This is a genomic window from Actinosynnema sp. NPDC050436, from assembly GCF_040655415.1.
GTDB lineage: Bacteria > Actinomycetota > Actinomycetes > Mycobacteriales > Pseudonocardiaceae > Actinosynnema.
Window position 1 is genome coordinate 151,994 of record NZ_JBFAJV010000005.1, and the last position, 16,436, is coordinate 168,429.

Genomic DNA, 16,436 nt, shown 5'->3' on the forward strand with positions numbered 1-16,436 from the left:
TGATGCGGGCCGTACAACCGGGGTGTGGAAAACCTCAGTGCGCGGCGTGCGCGGCCAACCCCTTGGCGTACTGCGTGATCACCTGCCGGAGCACCAGTCGGTAGAACCAGCCGGTGCCGGGCACCGACGGTTCGAACGTGGAGTGCCAGCGGATGCGCGTGCCACCGCCGTCCGGCGCGAGGTCGATGGACGCCCGGTACCCCCGGATGGCGAGGCCCGACAACAGCACGTAACCCACCCTGCGGTTGGGCGTGAGCTCCACCACCTCCTCCCGGGTGGGGTTCCTCCTGGCGCGGTTGTGAAACACCCGCACCTCGCCGACGCCGCGCGCGTCGCCCGCCCGCTCCCGCTCGTAGCGCAGCACCGGCGACCAGTCCGGCCAGGTCGAGCTGTCCGAGGCGAGCCGGTAGACCCGCGCCGGGTCGGCCGTGCTGAGCACGGTGACGTCCACCTTCTGTACCATGTGGTACATGTACCATCTGGTACATGGTCGGACAAGGGGCACGGGCCCGCCTGCTCGAACGCGTCGTCGAGCACCTCGCGCGGCACGGCGTCGGCGAGCTGAGCCTGCGGCAGCTGGCTGCGGCGGTCGGCACCAGCCACCGGATGCTGATTCACCACTTCGGGTCCAAGGAAGGTCTGCTGGTCGAGGTCGTGCGGACCGTCGAGGCCACCCAGCGCGCCCTGCTCGCCGACCTCCCGGCCGACGACCCCGCCGAGCTGGGCCGCGCGTTCTGGGCCGCCCTCACCGACCCGGCGCTGCGCGCCCACGAGCGGCTGTTCTTCGAGCTCTACGGCCAGGCCGTGCAGGGCCGCCCCGGCACCACCGCCCTGCTGGACGGCATCGTGGAGTCGTGGGTCGAACCGGTCGCCGCGCTCGAACGCGTCCGGGGCCACACCCCCGAACGGGCCCGCGCCCGCGCCCGGCTGGGCCTCGCCGTCGCCCGGGGGCTGCTGCTCGACCTCGTCGCCACCGACGACGAGGAGGGCGTCACCGCCGCCATGGAGGTCTTCCTGGACCTGGTCGCCGACTAGGATCGGCCGGGTGCCGCGAACCCCGGTGATCGTCGTGGCCGGTTTCCTCGGCTCCGGCAAGACGACGCTGCTCAACCACCTGCTCGCCACCGCGCGCGGCACCCGCATCGGCGTGGTGGTCAACGACTTCGGCGCGATCGGCATCGACGCGATGACCGTCGCCGGCCAGGTCGGCTCCGCCGTGTCGCTGAGCAACGGCTGCCTGTGCTGCGCCATCGACGTCAGCGGCCTGGACGAGCTGCTGGGCAAGCTCGTGGAGCAGGTCGACGTGATCGTGGTCGAGGCCAGCGGCCTGGCCGAACCGCAGGCCATGGTCCGGCTCGTGCTGGGCAGCGAGCACCCGGGCGTCGCCTACGGCGGGCTCGTCCTGCTGGTCGACGCCGCCGAGTTCCCGCACGACCTGGACAGGCACCTGCGCGTCGCGGACCTGGTGGTGCTCAACAAGATCGACCGGGTGGACGACCCGGAGCTGGTGCTGGCGGTGGTCGACCACCTCAGGCCCGGCGTGCCGGTGGTGGCGACCGACCACGGGCGGATCGACCCCGCCCTGCTGTTCGACCCCCGGGAACGCCCTGCTCACGGCCAGCTCTCGTTCGAGGACCTGCTCGACGAGGAGCACGCGCACGTCCACCACGACTCGGTGGAGTTCACCGGCGGCGCGCTGAACCCGGTGCGGCTGATGGCGTTCCTCGACAGCAGGCCGGCCGGGCTGTACCGGATCAAGGGGTTCGTCCTGTTCGACGTCCCCGGCCACCGCCAGCGGTTCTCGCTGCACACCGTCGGAGCGTTCCTCCGGTTCGAGCGCTCGTCGTGGGGCGACCGCCCGCGCCGGACCGAACTGGTCCTCATCGGCTCGGGCCTCGACACCGACGCGGTGCTCAAGGCGGTGCAGGACTGCGTCGAGCCCGACCCGTCGTCGGTCGACCCGCAGTCCGTGCTGGAGGTCCTGCGCTACCTCCGGTGAGCCGCCGGCACCGGTCAGGAATCGAGAAGCGCAGGTCACCGGGCCGCGCCTAGCGTTGCCGGCATGACCTCCATCGACACCGTGACCCTCGAAGTGGCCAACCCCGAGGCCGCCCGCGACTTCTACGCCACCGCCTTCGGGCTCGACGAGCAGCTCACCTTCCGGACCTCGGCGGAACCCTCCACCGGCTTCCGGGGGTTCACCCTCTCGCTCACCGTCCCCCAGCCCGCCGACGTGCGTGCCCTGGTCGACTCGGCGCTCGCGGCCGGGGCGACGGCGATCAAGCCCGTGACGAAGTCGATGTGGGGCTACGGCGGCGTCGTGCAGGCCCCGGACGGCACCATCTGGAAGATCGCCACGTCCGCGAAGAAGGACACCGGCCCCGCGACCCGGGAGATCAACGCCATCGTGCTCCTGCTCGGCGTCTCCGACGTGGTGGCCAGCAAGCGGTTCTACGTGGACCGGGGCTTCACCGTGGCCAAGAGCTTCGCCCGCTCGTACGTCGAGTTCGCCAACGGTGCGAGCCCGGTCAAGCTGGCCCTCTACCGCCGCCGCGCCCTCGCCAAGGACGCCGGGGTCCCGCCCGAGGGCACCGGTTCGCACCGCATCGCCGTCAGCGGCGCCACCCGGCCGTTCACCGACCCGGACGGCTTCGCCTGGGAGACCGCCGAAGTGGCGGCCACCCCCTGATGTGCCGCTACCGCACCCCTCACCGAGCCGCCGCCCTGGCCGCCCAGGACCGGCCCACCCACCAGGTGAACACCCCCAACGACGCCTCACCACGACCCAGCGACGCCTTACCCCCACCAGCAGACGCCTCACCACCCGCCGTACTCCTACCGGCGAACGGCTGATCACCACTCGGCGACGCCGCAGACACCCCAGTCCCCGCTCATCTCCAGTGGGGCCGGAGAGACTCGAACTCTCACTGGCACGGACCTAAACCGTGTGCCTCTGCCAATTGGGCTACGACCCCGCGCCGGCAAGCCTATCGGCAGGCCCGGCCGGGTCGGAACCAGGGACGCCACGCCCGGTCGGGGTCGCGGCCACGGTGCCACCAGCAGCGCGTAACGTCGTTTCGGAAACGTTCCCGGCGACTCCGGTCAACGACCGCCCGCCGCCTCAACTACGGTTACCGGCAGACCGCTGCTAGGAGGAACTGTGGCCCGCGACCCCGACACCATCCAGCGCGAGATCGAGCAGGCTCGTGACGCGCTGGCCGCGACCTTGGACGAGCTCGGCACGAGGGCCAACCCCACGCGCTTCGTCGAGGCGGGCAAGGACAGCGTGCGCGCGAAGCTCGACGAACCCAAGATCCGGTACTCGCTGATCGCGGCGGCCGTTCTCATCGGGTTCGCCTTGCTGCGCAAGCTGTTCCGCTGACCGGCGGCTACTGCCCCTTGGCGACGAGGGGTAGTAGCACCTGCTCGACCACCCGGTCGACGAACGCGAGGTCCAGCGGGTCGCCGGTGAGCATCAGCCGGTAGATCAGGGCCGCGCCGGCCAGCTCCACGGCCATGCCGCGCGAGGCGTCCTCGCGCAGCTCGCCCCGGTCGTCGGCGCGCTCCAGGATGCGCCGCAGCACGTCGCGCTGCGCGATCAGGAACGACTCGCGGAACGCCGAGGCGAGTTCCGGCTCGTGCGGCAGCTCGCCCACCAGCGCCTGGGCCGCCTTGCCGATCGGTCCCGACAGGAACGCCGCGAACGAGGCCAGGAACTCCCTCAGGTCGCCCGCGAGCGACCCGGTGTCCGGCTCGGCGAGGTTCTCCGCCGCGAGGTGCGTGCAGGTGTCGATGACCAAGTCGAGCTTGGACTCCCACCGTCGGTAGATGGTCGCCTTGCCCGCCCGCGCGCGGGCGGCGACGGCGTCCATGGTCAACGCGCGATAACCGACCTCCGCCATCACCTCCAACGCGGCCTGGCGCAGCGCGTCGTCGCGGCTGGCGTCCCTGGGTCTGCCCCGCTGCGGGGTCCGTGCCGCCCCGCTGTACACCGGTGTGGCCATGTCTGCGCTCCCGTTCGCCTTTGGCCGGACATCCTAGGCGCGCAACGCCCGGTCTCAGGGGCTCGATTACCTGGTCATGAGGGGTGCTCGCGTCGGTGGTGCGCAAACGTGCGGTGTGCGGTGCGCGGTCACGAGGAGACCTCCGTTCTCCACCCATCCGACCCGCAACAAGCGGGACCCGCCCCGCCAGTAGCTCGAAGAGGTGAAGCCCCCACCCGGATCATCCCCCTGCCGCCATCGGGTCCCCGAACCTCCCGCCGGCCGCCGGCCTCCGCACCCGACCCGGCTACTCCCACCTACTGGTCCGGAACCCGGCCCGCAACTCGTCCAACTCCGCAGCCGTCGGCTCGTGCCCCGCCGCCACCATGCGCGACACCTCGCGGAAGTAATCCTCATACCCCGCAGGCGTGAACACCATCAGGCACCGCGCGACCGAACCCGTGTCGTTGCGGAACCCGTGCGGCGTCCCACGCGGAACCGCCAACGACCCGCCCGCGCCCACCACCACGTCGTCCCCGGTGGTGTCGAACGTGATCTCCCCGTCCAGCACCACGAAATCCTCTTCGTGCCCGTGGTGGACGTGCGGCGCCGCACCCAGGGCGCCCGCTTCCAACGTCAACTCCACCACGGCCAGCCGCCCGCCCGTGTCGGTCCCGGCAAGCCGGATCTCGTACCAGCCCCCCACCGCCGGCAGCCGCTCCACGTCCCCGGCCCGACGAACCCCCAACGTCATGACCTCACGGTAACCCCGTGATCAGCCCTCTCGGCCGTCGACCCAATCCCCACCAGCCGCCAACCAACAGTCCATCAACCGCCGAGCCGCCCCGCCACCCCCCGCCACACGACCTCCATGACGTAGTCGGTGGCCAGCTCGGGCCCCACCTCGGGACGCCGCTCGCACCACAGCGCCAACCGCTCCGTGGACCCGACCACGATCTCCGCGAACGCCTCGGCCTCGATCGCGTCCACGTCCCGGTCGAACCCCGTGATGACGGCCGCGATCAGGTCCGTCTGCTGCCGCCGGATGCCCTCGATCTCCTCGACCGCCGACGGGACCGTCACGGCCGCCTCCTGGCGCAGCAGCGACCACGACTGGTTGTGCTCGGCGATGAACCGGAAGAACGCCAGCAACCCCAGGCGCAGGACGTCCTCCGCACCTGTCGCCCCCGCGATCGCCCGCTGCGTGCGTTCGAGCAGGTCGGTCCGGGCGCGGTGGATGCACCCGATGAGCAGACCTTCCTTCGACCCGTAGTACTCGTACAGCATGGGCTTGGAGACCCCCACGCGCTCGGCGATCTCGTCCATCGATGCCGCGAGGTAGCCGCGCTCGGCGAAGACCCGCTCGGCGACGTCGAGCATCTGAGCCTTGCGCTGCGCCTTGGGCATCCGCTTGCGACGCGGCTCCGTGGTGGTCACGGGAGAAGACTACCGCAAGTAACTTACTTCGAGTAACCTACTGGACAGTATGCAGCCGGACATGGAGGACGGGATGCACCGAGAGGTCAAGGTCCTGGTCGTCGGCACGGGTTTCGCCGGCCTGGGCATGGCGATCGAGTTGAAGCGCACGGGGGAGCGCGACTTCGTCGTGCTGGAGAAGGCGGGCGACCTGGGCGGCACCTGGCGCGACAACTCGTACCCCGGCTGCGCCTGCGACGTGCCGTCGCACATGTACTCGTACTCGTTCGAACTCAACCCGAAGTGGTCGAGGATGTTCGCCAAGCAGCCGGAGATCTGGGACTACCTCAAGAGGATCGCCGACAAGTACCGCCTGCGCGACCACATCCGCTTCAACACCAAGGTCTCCGGTGCGAAGTGGGACGAGGGCGCCAAGGTCTGGCACGTGAAGACGGAGGGCGGCGACACGTACACCGCGAAGGCCGTGGTGGCCGGCGTCGGTGCCCTGCACATCCCGAACATCCCGAACCTGCCCGGAATCGACGAGTTCGAGGGCAAGGCGTTCCACTCGGCGCAGTGGGACCACGACTACGACCTGAAGGGCAAGAAGGTCGCCGTCGTCGGCACCGGGGCGTCAGCCATCCAGTTCGTCCCGCAGATCGCCGACGACGTGGAGAAGCTGACGCTGTTCCAGCGCACGCCGCCGTGGATCCTGCCCAAAACGGACCGTTCGATCAACACGTGGGAGCAGAAGCTCTTCCGGGCCGTCCCCGCCACCCAGCGCCTGTACCGCAACTTCGTGTACTGGATGAGGGAATCCAACGTCCTCGGCTTCGCGGTGAACCCGAAGATCATGGAATTCGCGCAGAAGATCGCCAAGCGCCACATGCACTCCCAGGTCCGGGACCCGAGGTTGCGCGCCAAGCTCACGCCCGACTACACGATGGGCTGCAAGCGCGTGCTCATCTCGAACGACTACTACCCGGCCCTGCAGAAGCGCGCGGTCACCCTCAACACCGACGGCATCGCCGAGGTGAAGGCGCACAGCATCGTCGACAAGGCCGGTGTGGAGCACGAGGTCGACGCCATCATCTACGGCACCGGCTTCCACGTCGTGGACAGCTTCGACTACCTGGACATCCAGGGCAAGGGCGGCAAGGACCTGGCCAAGTCCTGGAAGCAGAAGGGCATCGAGACCTACTACGGGATCACCGTCTCGGGCTTCCCGAACCTGTTCTTCCTGCTCGGCCCGAACACCGGCCTGGGTCACAACTCGGTCATCTTCATGATCGAATCACAAATCCGCTACGTCCGCCAATGCCTGAACCTCCTGGACCGCCACCGGGCAGACGAACTCGACGTCCGCCCGGACGTGCAGGCGAGGTTCAACAGGCAACTGCACAAGAAGCTGACGAAGGGCGTCTGGACCCAGGGCGGCTGCACGAGCTGGTACCTGGACGCACAAGGGATCAACCGCTCGGTCTGGCCGGGAGCCACCTGGCGCTACTGGATGCGCACGAAGAACGTTAAAGCAGAAGACTTCACCCTGACCCGAGCCAGAAAAGCACGGGTGGACGCCTAGAGAACAAACAGAAGGCGCTCCGCAGTCGTGTCATCCCCGTATGGCCCGCGCGCAGCGAACCGCGCTTTGTCGGGGAGTGCAAGCACGCTTTTCGCTTGCACTCCCCGACAAAGGGTGGTTGTCTCCGACCGGGCCATGCGGGGATGACACGACGACCCGCACTTCCGTCATCCTTGGCGGCTCGCCCGTCCGGCGAGGACTCTTTCGCTCTCCCGGGCCTTCACCCGGCCTCCAGCCGCACGGCCCTGGCCTCCGGCCCCCGTCTCGATCATCGCACGCCCCACCGACAATCAAGCTGCCAAGCAGAACCGCGCCCAGCAGAACCGCGCCAAGCAGAACCAAGCAGAACCGAGCCGAGTCGAGCGAACCCGAGCCAACTCGAACCCCGCTTGGCCAGCTCAAGCCAAGCCCGGCCGGGACCAGCGTCAGGCAGAAACTCCCGCAGCCCTCGCCCGCTCCCCCCGGAGCCGGTCCACCGCAGGCAGGTCCAACGGGGCCAGTTCATCCCCCGTGGCCCACTTGATCAGCAGGTCCGCCAACTGCGGGTTGCGCGGCAGCACGGGTCCGTGCAGGTACGTGCACAGGATGCGCCCCTGCACCGCCCCCTCCACCGAGCCGTCGTTCCCGGTCCCCACCTTCACGTGGGCGAGCGGTCGGGCCGAGGGGCCGAGCACCGTCCGCCCCTGGTGGTTCTCGAAGCCGGTCAGCATCCCCTCGAACAGCCCGTCTGCCGGTGTCGCCACCACCTCGCCGATGGCGCGGGTGCCGCCCGCGTGCGAGGTGGAGTCGATCAGGCCCAGGCCGGGGTGGGTGACCTGGTCGGCGCGCGTGAACGACTCGCCGAAGATCTGGATGCCCGCGCACACCCCGAGCACCACGGCTCCGCGTTCGGCGGCCCGCTGCATCCCGGGGTGCTCGCGCAGGTGTCGCACGGCCAGCGTCTGGGCCGTGTCCTCGCCGCCGCCCACCACGTAGATGTCGCACGACGACGGCACCGACTCGCCGAACCGGACCGTGACGATCTCGGCGGGGATGCCGCGCCAGGTCATCCGCTTCTCCAGCACCACCGCGTTGCCGAAGTCGCCGTACGTGCCCAGCAGGTCGGGCAGCACCAACGCGATCGAGACGGTCACTGGGCAGCCCTCGCGTTCAGGTCCCGGAAAGCGGTGTAGTTGGCGATGACCTCCACCGCGCCGGCGGGCATGGTGTCGATGGCCTGCAACGGGTCCGGCACGATGGTGTGCTCGACCTCGGCGTAGGTGAGGCGCACGGCCAGGTCCGTCGCCCGTTCGCCGGACGCGATCACCCGGCGTCCGCGCAACCGCTCGAACGGCACGTCCCACAGCCACGACAGGTCGCGCCCGTCGGCCTCCTGGGCGTTGATCACCAGCACGGCGGGGTGGTCCGCCTCGCGCACCACGGTGAGCGTCTCGCTCCACCCGGCCGGGTTCTTCGACAGCAGCAGCCGCGCGCGGTGCCCGCTGCGCTGGATCGTCCGGTACCGCCCGGCCACGTTCGACACGCTGCGCAGCCGCTCCACCGCCTCCGCCACGGGCACGCCGAGCGCGAACGCCGCTGCGACGGCCATGACCGCGTTGGCTTGGTTGAACTTGCCCGGCAGGCGCAGCGCCAGCGGCACCTTCGCACCCTCGGGCGTCACCAGGAAACCGTCGCCGGTCACCCAGTCCGGCCGGGGCCGGGCCAGGTCGCAGCCGGTGCAGTGCCAGTGCTCGCCCTGCCAGCGGATCGGGTCGCCGCAGCGCGGGCAGGACGCCGCGTCGTTGTGCCACCCGGTGCCGGTCGCCACCCACACCACCCGGCCCGCGTCGCGCGCGGCGGAGGTGACCATGATGTCGTCGCAGTTCGCCACGACCACGCCCGGGACGCCGGTCAGCGCCGTGCGCAGCGACTTCTCGATGGTTCGCACCTCGCCGACCCGGTCGAGCTGGTCGCGCGACAGGTTCAGCAGCACGGCAACGGCCGGCGCGGACGCCCGGCAGACCTCGGGGAAGTACCCCTCGTCCACCTCCAGCACCGCGTACGGGGCGTCCGGCTGCTTGGACAGCGCCGTCACGTGCCCGTCCGGCATGTTCGCGCCACCGTGGTTGGTGGCGATGGGCCCGAGGTAGGACACGGCGCGGCTGAGCATCATCGTGCTCGTCGTCTTGCCGTTGGTGCCCGTGACCAGGGCGACCGACCGGCCGGACGTCAGGTGCGCCAGCGCCTGCGGGTCGAGCTTGAGCGCCACGCGGCCACCGATCATGCCGCCCGCGCCCAGGCCCATCTTCTGCGACAGCTTCGAGCTCATGTTGCCCAGCCGCACGGCCGCCGCGGTGCGCAGCGGCAAACGGGCAGGGTCTGCACCAGGAGTGTTCGGCAAGCGACTTCCCGCGTCGGTAGAAGGGATGCCGCCGACTCTACCGGTGCTCACCGCCCACCTCGCCCACCCCACCCACCCCACCCACCGTCTCTCTCCCCCCGCCCCGCCCCACCACCAACCGTCCCTCACGAACCGACCAAGCCCACGAACCGCCCGACCGCACGAACCGCCCCACCGCACGAACCGCCCCACCCCACGAACCGGCCCACGACGAGAACCGGTGCCGCGTCCGGTCAGGACCGGTTGCGGTCGAGGTCGCGCAAGGTGCGGATCAGGTCCACGGTGCTGAGCCGGCAGAGCTGCGCCATGTACTCCAGGGCCGGCAGGTCGAGGTGCACCTCGGCGGGTCGGCCCGGCGCGATCTGGTTCAGCCTGCCCTGCGCCCAGCGGCGCAGGGGGAGCAGTTCCGGTCGGGTGTCGGCCACGACCGAGGCCAGGTCCACCGACAGGTGCCCGGCGGGGGCTTCGCCGAACACGCGGTCGTGCACCCGGGCCAGCACGTGGTGCGCGGGCACGCCGAGTGCGACGCAGATCTCCACGAGTCTGACCACGGAGCACTGCCGGGTGCCCAGTTCGTAGGTGGCCAGCGTCTGTAGCGAGATTTCGCTCTGCAGTCGGCGGTTGAGCTCCTTGCGGGTCCATCCACGCTGCTTGCGAAGGCTACGGAGCTCATCACCGAGCACGCGTTGGTACGCCGCTGTGTCGATCTGCACCGTCGATCCTCCATGTCCGCGGGGGCCCGACAGACCCCACGGAGATGGAAAGCGCGACCGGCGGTCCGCTTACGCGAGTCGACCCACATATAACCCGATCGGGCTAATAGAGAAGTACTCACAGTAGTTGTTCAGGGTTGAAGTGCCCTGGTCACGCCGCTTTCCAGGGGGCCCAGGAAGGTCGGGTCCCTCCGCACGACCAAGCCGTCCCACATCGCCTTGTACCCGGCGAACACCTCGCGGAAGTAGCCGTAGGCGGTCGTGCTCGCGTGACCGCCCCACGTGTCGTGGCCCACGCCGAACGCCTCCAGCCCGGCCTGCCGGCACAGCGCGACCGCGCGCGGCAGGTGGAACTCCTGCGTCACCACGGTCGCCTTCTCCACGCCGAAGATCCGCCGCGCCCGCGAGCACGAGTCCCAGGTGTCCAGGCCCGCGTAGTCGGCCACGACGACCCGGTCGGGCACGCCGTGCTCGACCAGGTACGCGCGCATCGCGCTCGGCTCGTCGTACTCCTTGCGGCTGTTGTCCCCGCTGACCAGCAGCACCTTCACCTTGCCCCGCCGGTACAGGTCGGCCGCCACGTCCAGCCGGCCGGCCAGGAACGGCGTCGGCCGCCCGTTCTTCAGCCCCGCGCCCAGCACCAGCGCCACCGGTGCCTCGGGCACGTCCGCCGCCGCGTACCGGTACGGCGCGCTGGACGTCACCACCCACACCCACGGCGTCGACCCGACCGCCGCCAGCAGCACCGCCACCAGCACCACCCGCCGCCACCGGATGCGGCGCACCCGCTCCGCGAACCCCACGTTTCCCCCTCCACCACCAGCACGGCGGTCCGGCGACTCGACGCCCCCGAATGCCGGGGCCGGGTCGCAGCCGTGAGATCAGTTGATGCAGCGCACCCCGTCCGCCGTGATCGGGGCCTCGGTGGTGGTCGCCGGCTGCCGCCGCGCGCCGTCGAGGTTCACCAGCGGCGTGCCCCGGAGGTTCTGCGCCCCGGGACCGGAGTAGTCGCTGCCCACGATCACCCGCACCCGGCCCGCCGGGATGGTGCCGTCCTCCTGCGTCTTCAGCCCGCCCAGCACCTCGGCCACCGCGTCCGCGCCGGCCTCGCCGCCGCTGCCGAACCGCACCACCGACGTCGAGGCCGGGTCGGCGTTGGCCGCGCCGCCGTCCAGGTACTTCTTCGCCACCAGCGACTCCAGCACGCGACCCGCGAGGCCGGGCGTGCCCGAGGCGTTGCGCACCTCGACGGTCACCGTCGCCGGGTCCACCGCCGCCGTGGTGGGCGTGGTCGCGTCCGCCGTGCCGTTGAGCTGCTTGAAGAACTTCTTGACGTCGGACTCGATGATCTCGATGGCCTGGCCGTCCTCGGGCGTGTCCAGCTCGGGGTTGCCGGTCGGGATGGTCTCGAACGCGATGTTGCCGCCGGACAGGTTCTTCATCTGGTTGGCGAACTGGAACACGTCCCAGTTCTTGTCCAGCACGATCGACTTGGTCAGCGCGTCGATCAGGGCGCGCAGCTTGCCCGGGTCGGACAGCGTGCCGGCGGACAGCATCTTCTTCGCCAGGCCCGCCATGAACACCTGCTGCCGCACGATCCGGTCCAGGTCGCCGCGCAGCAGCCCGTGCCGCTGGCGGACGAACGCGAGCGCCGCGCGGCCCTCGATGGTCTGCGGGCCGGCCGCGAAGTCGGCGCCGGAGAAGTCGTCCTGGGTGGCCTCGTTCAGGCAGACGTCCACGCCGCCCACGGCCTTGGTGATGTCGTAGAAGCCGACGAGGTTGATCTCCGCGTAGTGGTCGATCTTGACGCCGGTCAGGCCCTCGATCGTGTCGATGAGGTTCTTGGCACCGGCCTTCTTCGACTCCTGCTCGACCTGCGCGGGGTCGGTGACGCCCTTCTTCCGGAGGTCCTCCAGCGCGTCGTTCTTGGCGTAGCCGTAGGCCGAGTTGATCTTGTGCCGGCCGTAGCCGCCCGCGATCTTCACGTACGCGTCGCGCGGGAACGAGACCGCGACCGCCTTGCCGGTGTCGTTCGGGATGTGCAGCAGGATCAGCGTGTCGGTGTTCAGGCCGCCCGCCGACTCGTCACCCGCCTGGAGCTCGTCCAGGACGTGCTGCGGCAGCGGGTTGCCCTTGGCGTCGGTGCGGCTGTCCATGCCGACCATCAGGATGTCGATCGAGCCGTCGGCGGGGCGCTCGCCCGCATCCTCGCCGATCACGTCCGTGGTGGCCAGGTTCTCGGTCAGCGACTGGAAGTTCGACCAGGCGTACCCGGTGCCGAGCAGCACCACCGCCGAGCAGAACGCAGCCACCGTCCGGCCGACCAGCGACCCGGACTTCGGCGGGCGTCCGCGCGCCGGCCCGGTCCGACCGGCCACCGGGCGTCGGGGCGGACCGCCCGGACCGCCGGGCCCCCGAGCGCCTTCCGGCGCGCGCCGACCCGGGCTGCTCTGGGCGCTCTGCGCGGCGCGGCGCGCGGGAGCTTCCTGCCCAGCGCGCCGGCCCGGGGGAGGGGTGCGCCGCGCGTCCTGCGGGTCGCGCTGCGAGCCCGGCGACTCGCGTCGCGAGCCCGGCGAGTCCTGCCGCGCGGCCTGCGTTTCGCGGCGCGGCTCCTGCGGGGAGCGGCGCGGGGGGTCCTGCGGGGCGCGTCGGGTGGCGGGAGGGGTGCGCCGGCCGTCCTGCGGGTCGCGGCGCGGCTCCTGCGCACTGCGGCGGGGCACGTCCCGGGGTCCGCCTCCCCGGGAGCCGTCCGACCGGGAGCCGTCCGAGCGGGGCGTGGTCGAGCGGGGCACGTCGGAGCGCGACCCGTCCGCGTGCGGCGGGACCGGGCGCGGGGAGTCCGGGCGGGGGCGGGGCGGCAGGGCGCGGCCACGGGGCTCGTCCGGCCGACGGGGGGCCTGCCCACCGTCACGACGAGGGGGAACTGGACGCCTGCGGAACCCGTCGGGTTCGCCGGGCCTCGGCGGCCGGTGGTCCACTCGCGCTCCTCCCTGTGTCCCGGGTCTGCCCTTGTGGACGTCCCGGCTGGCTCTGGGGTTGCCCAAAGCGTGACACAGCTACCGTTCGTGGCGTGCTGATACCGGGTCTTGACGAGGGGTGACCAGCGAAGTAGCCCGATGGTGAACCCGGTAGCGCCCCGTTCGTAGACTCTCCTCCCGTGCTCACGATGCAGGACGCGCTGCTCGCGCTGACCAGGTACTGGACCGAACGGGGCTGCATCGTCGTGCAGCCGTACAACACCGAGGTCGGTGCCGGCACGCTGAACCCGGCCACCGTGCTGCGCGTGCTCGGCCCCGAGCCGTGGCGGGTCGCCTACGTCGAGCCGAGCGTGCGCCCCGACGACGCCCGGTACGGCGAGAACCCCAACCGGTTGCAGACGCACACGCAGTTCCAGGTGATCCTCAAGCCCGACCCGGGCGACCCTCAGGAGCTCTACCTGGGCAGCCTCGAAGCGCTCGGCATCGACGTGCGCGCGCACGACGTGCGGTTCGTCGAGGACAACTGGGCCTCGCCGGCGCTGGGCGCGTGGGGCCTGGGCTGGGAGGTGTGGCTGGACGGGCTGGAGATCACCCAGTTCACCTACTTCCAGCAGGCCGGCGGCATGTCGCTGGACCCCGTGTCGGTCGAGATCACCTACGGCATCGAGCGCATCATGATGGCGCTGCAGGGCGTGGACCACTTCAAGGACATCGCCTACGCGCCGGGCATCTCCTACGGCGAGGCGTTCGGCCAGGCCGAGTACGAGATGTCCCGCTACTACCTGGACGACGCCGACGTCGAGGCCAACAAGCGGCTGTTCGAGGAGTACGCGGGCGAAGCCCGGCGGATGCTCGACCAGCGCCTGCCCGTGCCCGCGCATAACCTGGTCCTGAAGTGCTCGCACACGTTCAACGTGCTCGACGCCCGAGGCGCGATCAGCACCACCGAGCGGGCCCGCGCGTTCGCCCGGATGCGGGGGCTGGCGCGCGAGGTCGCCACCCTGTGGGCCGCGCGCCGCGAGGAGCTGGGGCACCCGCTGGGCACCGTCCCGCCGCCTGCGCCGGCCGTCGCCGGTCCGGTCGGTGCTCCGGGGGGCGGTCCGGGGGGCGGTCCGGCCGGTGAGGTGACCGGGGCGGGGACGCTGCTGTTCGAGATCGGTACGGAGGAGCTGCCGCCGGCCGAGGTCACCCGGACCGTCGCGGCGGTGCGCGGCGCGGTGACCGAGAAGCTGGCCGCCACCCGGCTGGAGCACGGCGCGGTCGAGGTGCTCGGGACGCCCCGGCGGATCGTCGTGCTGGTGGCCGACGTCGCGCCGCGCGAGCCCGACGCCGAGAAGACCGTGCGCGGGCCCCGGCTGTCCGCCGCGTTCGACGCCGCCGGCGAGCCGACCAAGGCCGCCTCCGGGTTCGCCCGGGGCCAGGGCGTCGACGTCGCCGAGCTGGGCCGGGTCGTGGAGAACGGCGTCGAGCACGTCGCCGTCGTGAAGACCGTGGTCGGCGGCGGCGCGGTCGAGGTGCTCGGTCCGCTGCTCGCGTCCGTGGTCGCCGAGCTGCGGGCCGAGAAGAACATGCGGTGGAACGACCCGAAGCTGTCGTTCACCCGGCCGATCCGGTGGCTGCTCGCCCTGCTCGGGACCGTGCCGGTGCCGGTCGTGGTGTCCTCGCTGGCGTCCGGCACGACCACGCGCGTGCACCGCACGGCCGCCTCGCCGGAGGTCCCGGTGACCACTGCCGACGGCTACCCGGAGTTCCTGGCCGCGCACGGGATCGTGGCCTCGGCGGACACCCGCCGCGAGGACATCGTCGCCGGCGCGGAAGAGCTGGTCGCGGGCGTTGGCGTGGTGGACTTCGACGGCGTGCTGGACGAGGTGACGAACCTCGTCGAGCGGCCCACGCCGATCCTCGGGTCGTTCGACGCCAAGTACCTGGAGCTGCCGCCGCAGATCCTCACCACCGTGATGCGCAAGCACCAGCGGTACCTGCCGGTGCGCGACGCGGACGGCGCGTTGCTGCCGCACTTCGTCGCGGTCGCCAACGGTGACGTGGACGTCGACGTGGTGCGCGCGGGCAACGAAGCGGTGCTGCGCGCCCGGTACGAGGACGCGGCGTTCTTCTGGCGGGCCGACCTGCGGACGCCGCCGGCGGACATGAAGGCGGAGCTGGAGAAGCTGACGTTCGCCGACAAGCTCGGCTCCATGGCGGACCGCGCGCGGCGGATCTCCGCCCTGGCGCAGCGCCTGGCGGCGGAGGTCGGCGGCGGCGACCCGACGCTGGAGCGGGCGGGCGAGCTGGCCAAGTTCGACCTCGGCTCGCAGATGGTGATCGAGCTGTCCAGCCTGGCCGGCGTGATGGCGCGGGAGTACGCGGCACGGGCCGGCGAGACCCCCGAGGTCGCGCAGGCGTTGTACGAGATGGAACTCCCGCGCTCGGCCGGCGACGCCCTGCCGGCGTCGAAGGCGGGCGCGCTGCTGTCCCTGGCCGACCGCTTCGACCTGCTGGCCGGCCTGTTCGGCATCGGCGCGAACCCGACCGGCAGCTCGGACCCGTTCGGCCTGCGGCGGGCGGCGCTGGGAGCGGTGAGCGTGCTGCGGGCGTTCCCGGAGCTGTCGCAGATCACCCTGTCGCGGGCGCTCGCGCTCGCCGGTGAGGGCGTTGCGGCTTCGGTGGGTTCGGGGAACGCGGCTGGTTCCGGGGACGCGGCGGGTGCCGGCAGCGCGGCTGGTGCGCTGGACACTGCGCGTGAGTTCGTGGTGCGGCGGTATGAGCAGCAGCTGCTGGACGCCGGGCACGACCACCGGTTCGTGCAGGCCGTCCTGCCGCTGGCGGATGCGCCGGCGGTGGCGGACTCCGCGTTGGCCGAGTTGAGCGGGCTGGTCGGATCGGCGGGGTTCGCCGAGCTGGTGGCGGCGTTGCAGCGCGTCCGGCGGATCGTGCCGGCATCGGTGGAGGCCGGGTACGACCCGTCGGCGTTGGTCGAGCCGGCGGAGCTGGCGCTGCACAAGGCGTTGGGCGACGTGCCACGCGGGGTCACCGGAGTGGCGGCGTTCGTGGCGGTCGTCGGGGGGTTGAGCGAGGCGATCAACACGTTCTTCGATGACGTGTTGGTGATGGCGGAAGACCCTGAGGTGAAGGCCGCCCGGTTGGGCCTGTTGGCGACTATTCGTGATCTGGCCGCGCCTGTGCTGGATTGGGAAGCTTTGGGTACTGCGTTGAGCTGACCGTGGTGGAGGGGCGGTGAAAGCCGCCCCTCTCGGTTATGTCGTACGCGGTGCTGAATGGCCCAGTCCAGTGCTGCATGGCCCCGTCCATCAGTGGCGGTCGGGGCGGTGCTGACCGATTGTCGGTGGGTGCTGGGATAATGGTGTCGGGGGCCGGAGGCCGCGC

Annotated in this window: 15 protein-coding genes and 1 tRNA gene; 6 read left to right on the plus strand and 10 right to left on the minus strand. The window is 71.3% G+C overall.

Annotation, left to right across the window (positions count from 1 at the left end; translation table 11 throughout):
- Positions 1-34 precede the first annotated feature (34 nt).
- A complete protein-coding gene (locus tag AB0I60_RS15540) occupies positions 35-472 on the minus strand; it encodes an SRPBCC family protein (protein ID WP_360730036.1) in 438 nt (145 codons plus the stop codon).
- Between the two features lie 14 nt (positions 473-486).
- On the opposite strand from AB0I60_RS15540, the gene AB0I60_RS15545 reads away from it, so the two are divergent.
- The 3 genes from AB0I60_RS15545 to AB0I60_RS15555 all read left to right on the plus strand — a co-directional run bounded on the left by AB0I60_RS15545 (position 487) and on the right by AB0I60_RS15555 (position 2,689).
- On the plus strand, positions 487-1,035 hold the full coding sequence (locus AB0I60_RS15545; RefSeq protein WP_360730039.1) for a TetR/AcrR family transcriptional regulator: 549 nt from the start codon (positions 487-489) through the stop codon (positions 1,033-1,035).
- A gap of 10 nt (positions 1,036-1,045) precedes the next feature.
- Entirely contained in the window at positions 1,046-1,999 is a 954-nt protein-coding gene (locus AB0I60_RS15550) for a GTP-binding protein (RefSeq protein ID WP_360730042.1), read from the plus strand.
- 63 nt (positions 2,000-2,062) lie between these two features.
- On the plus strand, positions 2,063-2,689 hold the full coding sequence (locus tag AB0I60_RS15555; protein WP_360730044.1) for a glyoxalase: 627 nt from the start codon (positions 2,063-2,065) through the stop codon (positions 2,687-2,689).
- Between the two features lie 212 nt (positions 2,690-2,901).
- On the opposite strand, the gene AB0I60_RS15560 is transcribed toward AB0I60_RS15555, so the two are convergent.
- Positions 2,902-2,975: transfer RNA gene (locus AB0I60_RS15560), tRNA-Leu, on the minus strand.
- Positions 2,976-3,160: 185 nt separating this feature from the next.
- Here AB0I60_RS15560 and AB0I60_RS15565 point away from each other — a divergent pair.
- Entirely contained in the window at positions 3,161-3,382 is a 222-nt protein-coding gene (locus tag AB0I60_RS15565) for a DUF3618 domain-containing protein (protein WP_360730046.1), read from the plus strand.
- A 7-nt stretch (positions 3,383-3,389) separates the two neighbouring features.
- On the opposite strand, the gene AB0I60_RS15570 is transcribed toward AB0I60_RS15565, so the two are convergent.
- The 3 genes from AB0I60_RS15570 to AB0I60_RS15580 all read right to left on the minus strand — a co-directional run bounded on the left by AB0I60_RS15570 (position 3,390) and on the right by AB0I60_RS15580 (position 5,390).
- Positions 3,390-4,004 carry a TetR/AcrR family transcriptional regulator gene (locus AB0I60_RS15570; protein ID WP_360730049.1) on the minus strand — a complete coding sequence of 205 codons (615 nt, stop codon included), beginning with the start codon at positions 4,002-4,004 and terminating at the stop codon, positions 3,390-3,392.
- Between the two features lie 286 nt (positions 4,005-4,290).
- A complete protein-coding gene (locus AB0I60_RS15575) occupies positions 4,291-4,737 on the minus strand; it encodes a cupin domain-containing protein (protein ID WP_360730052.1) in 447 nt (148 codons plus the stop codon).
- A 74-nt stretch (positions 4,738-4,811) separates the two neighbouring features.
- On the minus strand, positions 4,812-5,390 hold the full coding sequence (locus AB0I60_RS15580) for a TetR/AcrR family transcriptional regulator (protein WP_360730637.1): 579 nt from the start codon (positions 5,388-5,390) through the stop codon (positions 4,812-4,814).
- A gap of 103 nt (positions 5,391-5,493) precedes the next feature.
- On the opposite strand from AB0I60_RS15580, the gene AB0I60_RS15585 reads away from it, so the two are divergent.
- Positions 5,494-6,981: an NAD(P)/FAD-dependent oxidoreductase gene (locus AB0I60_RS15585; RefSeq protein WP_360730054.1), complete on the plus strand. Its 1,488-nt coding sequence runs from the start codon at positions 5,494-5,496 to the stop codon at positions 6,979-6,981.
- A gap of 425 nt (positions 6,982-7,406) precedes the next feature.
- Here AB0I60_RS15585 and AB0I60_RS15590 read toward each other — a convergent pair whose 3' ends face one another.
- The 5 genes from AB0I60_RS15590 to AB0I60_RS15610 all read right to left on the minus strand — a co-directional run bounded on the left by AB0I60_RS15590 (position 7,407) and on the right by AB0I60_RS15610 (position 12,452).
- Positions 7,407-8,114, minus strand: a complete 708-nt coding sequence (locus AB0I60_RS15590) for a glutamine amidotransferase (protein ID WP_360730057.1) — start codon at positions 8,112-8,114, stop codon at positions 7,407-7,409.
- Positions 8,111-9,328: a MurT ligase domain-containing protein gene (locus tag AB0I60_RS15595; RefSeq protein ID WP_360730060.1), complete on the minus strand. Its 1,218-nt coding sequence runs from the start codon at positions 9,326-9,328 to the stop codon at positions 8,111-8,113. Before AB0I60_RS15595 ends, AB0I60_RS15590 begins: the two co-directional genes overlap by 4 nt.
- Positions 9,329-9,594: 266 nt before the next feature.
- Positions 9,595-10,074, minus strand: a complete 480-nt coding sequence (locus AB0I60_RS15600) for a helix-turn-helix transcriptional regulator (RefSeq protein WP_360730063.1) — start codon at positions 10,072-10,074, stop codon at positions 9,595-9,597.
- Between the two features lie 131 nt (positions 10,075-10,205).
- Positions 10,206-10,877, minus strand: coding sequence for an ElyC/SanA/YdcF family protein (locus AB0I60_RS15605; RefSeq protein ID WP_360730066.1), 672 nt, complete (start codon positions 10,875-10,877; stop codon positions 10,206-10,208).
- A 78-nt stretch (positions 10,878-10,955) separates the two neighbouring features.
- Positions 10,956-12,452, minus strand: coding sequence for an LCP family protein (locus tag AB0I60_RS15610; RefSeq protein WP_360730068.1), 1,497 nt, complete (start codon positions 12,450-12,452; stop codon positions 10,956-10,958).
- Positions 12,453-13,240: 788 nt separating this feature from the next.
- On the opposite strand from AB0I60_RS15610, the gene AB0I60_RS15615 reads away from it, so the two are divergent.
- On the plus strand, positions 13,241-16,270 hold the full coding sequence (locus tag AB0I60_RS15615) for a glycine--tRNA ligase (protein WP_360730639.1): 3,030 nt from the start codon (positions 13,241-13,243) through the stop codon (positions 16,268-16,270).
- The last annotated feature ends 166 nt before the right edge of the window (positions 16,271-16,436 follow it).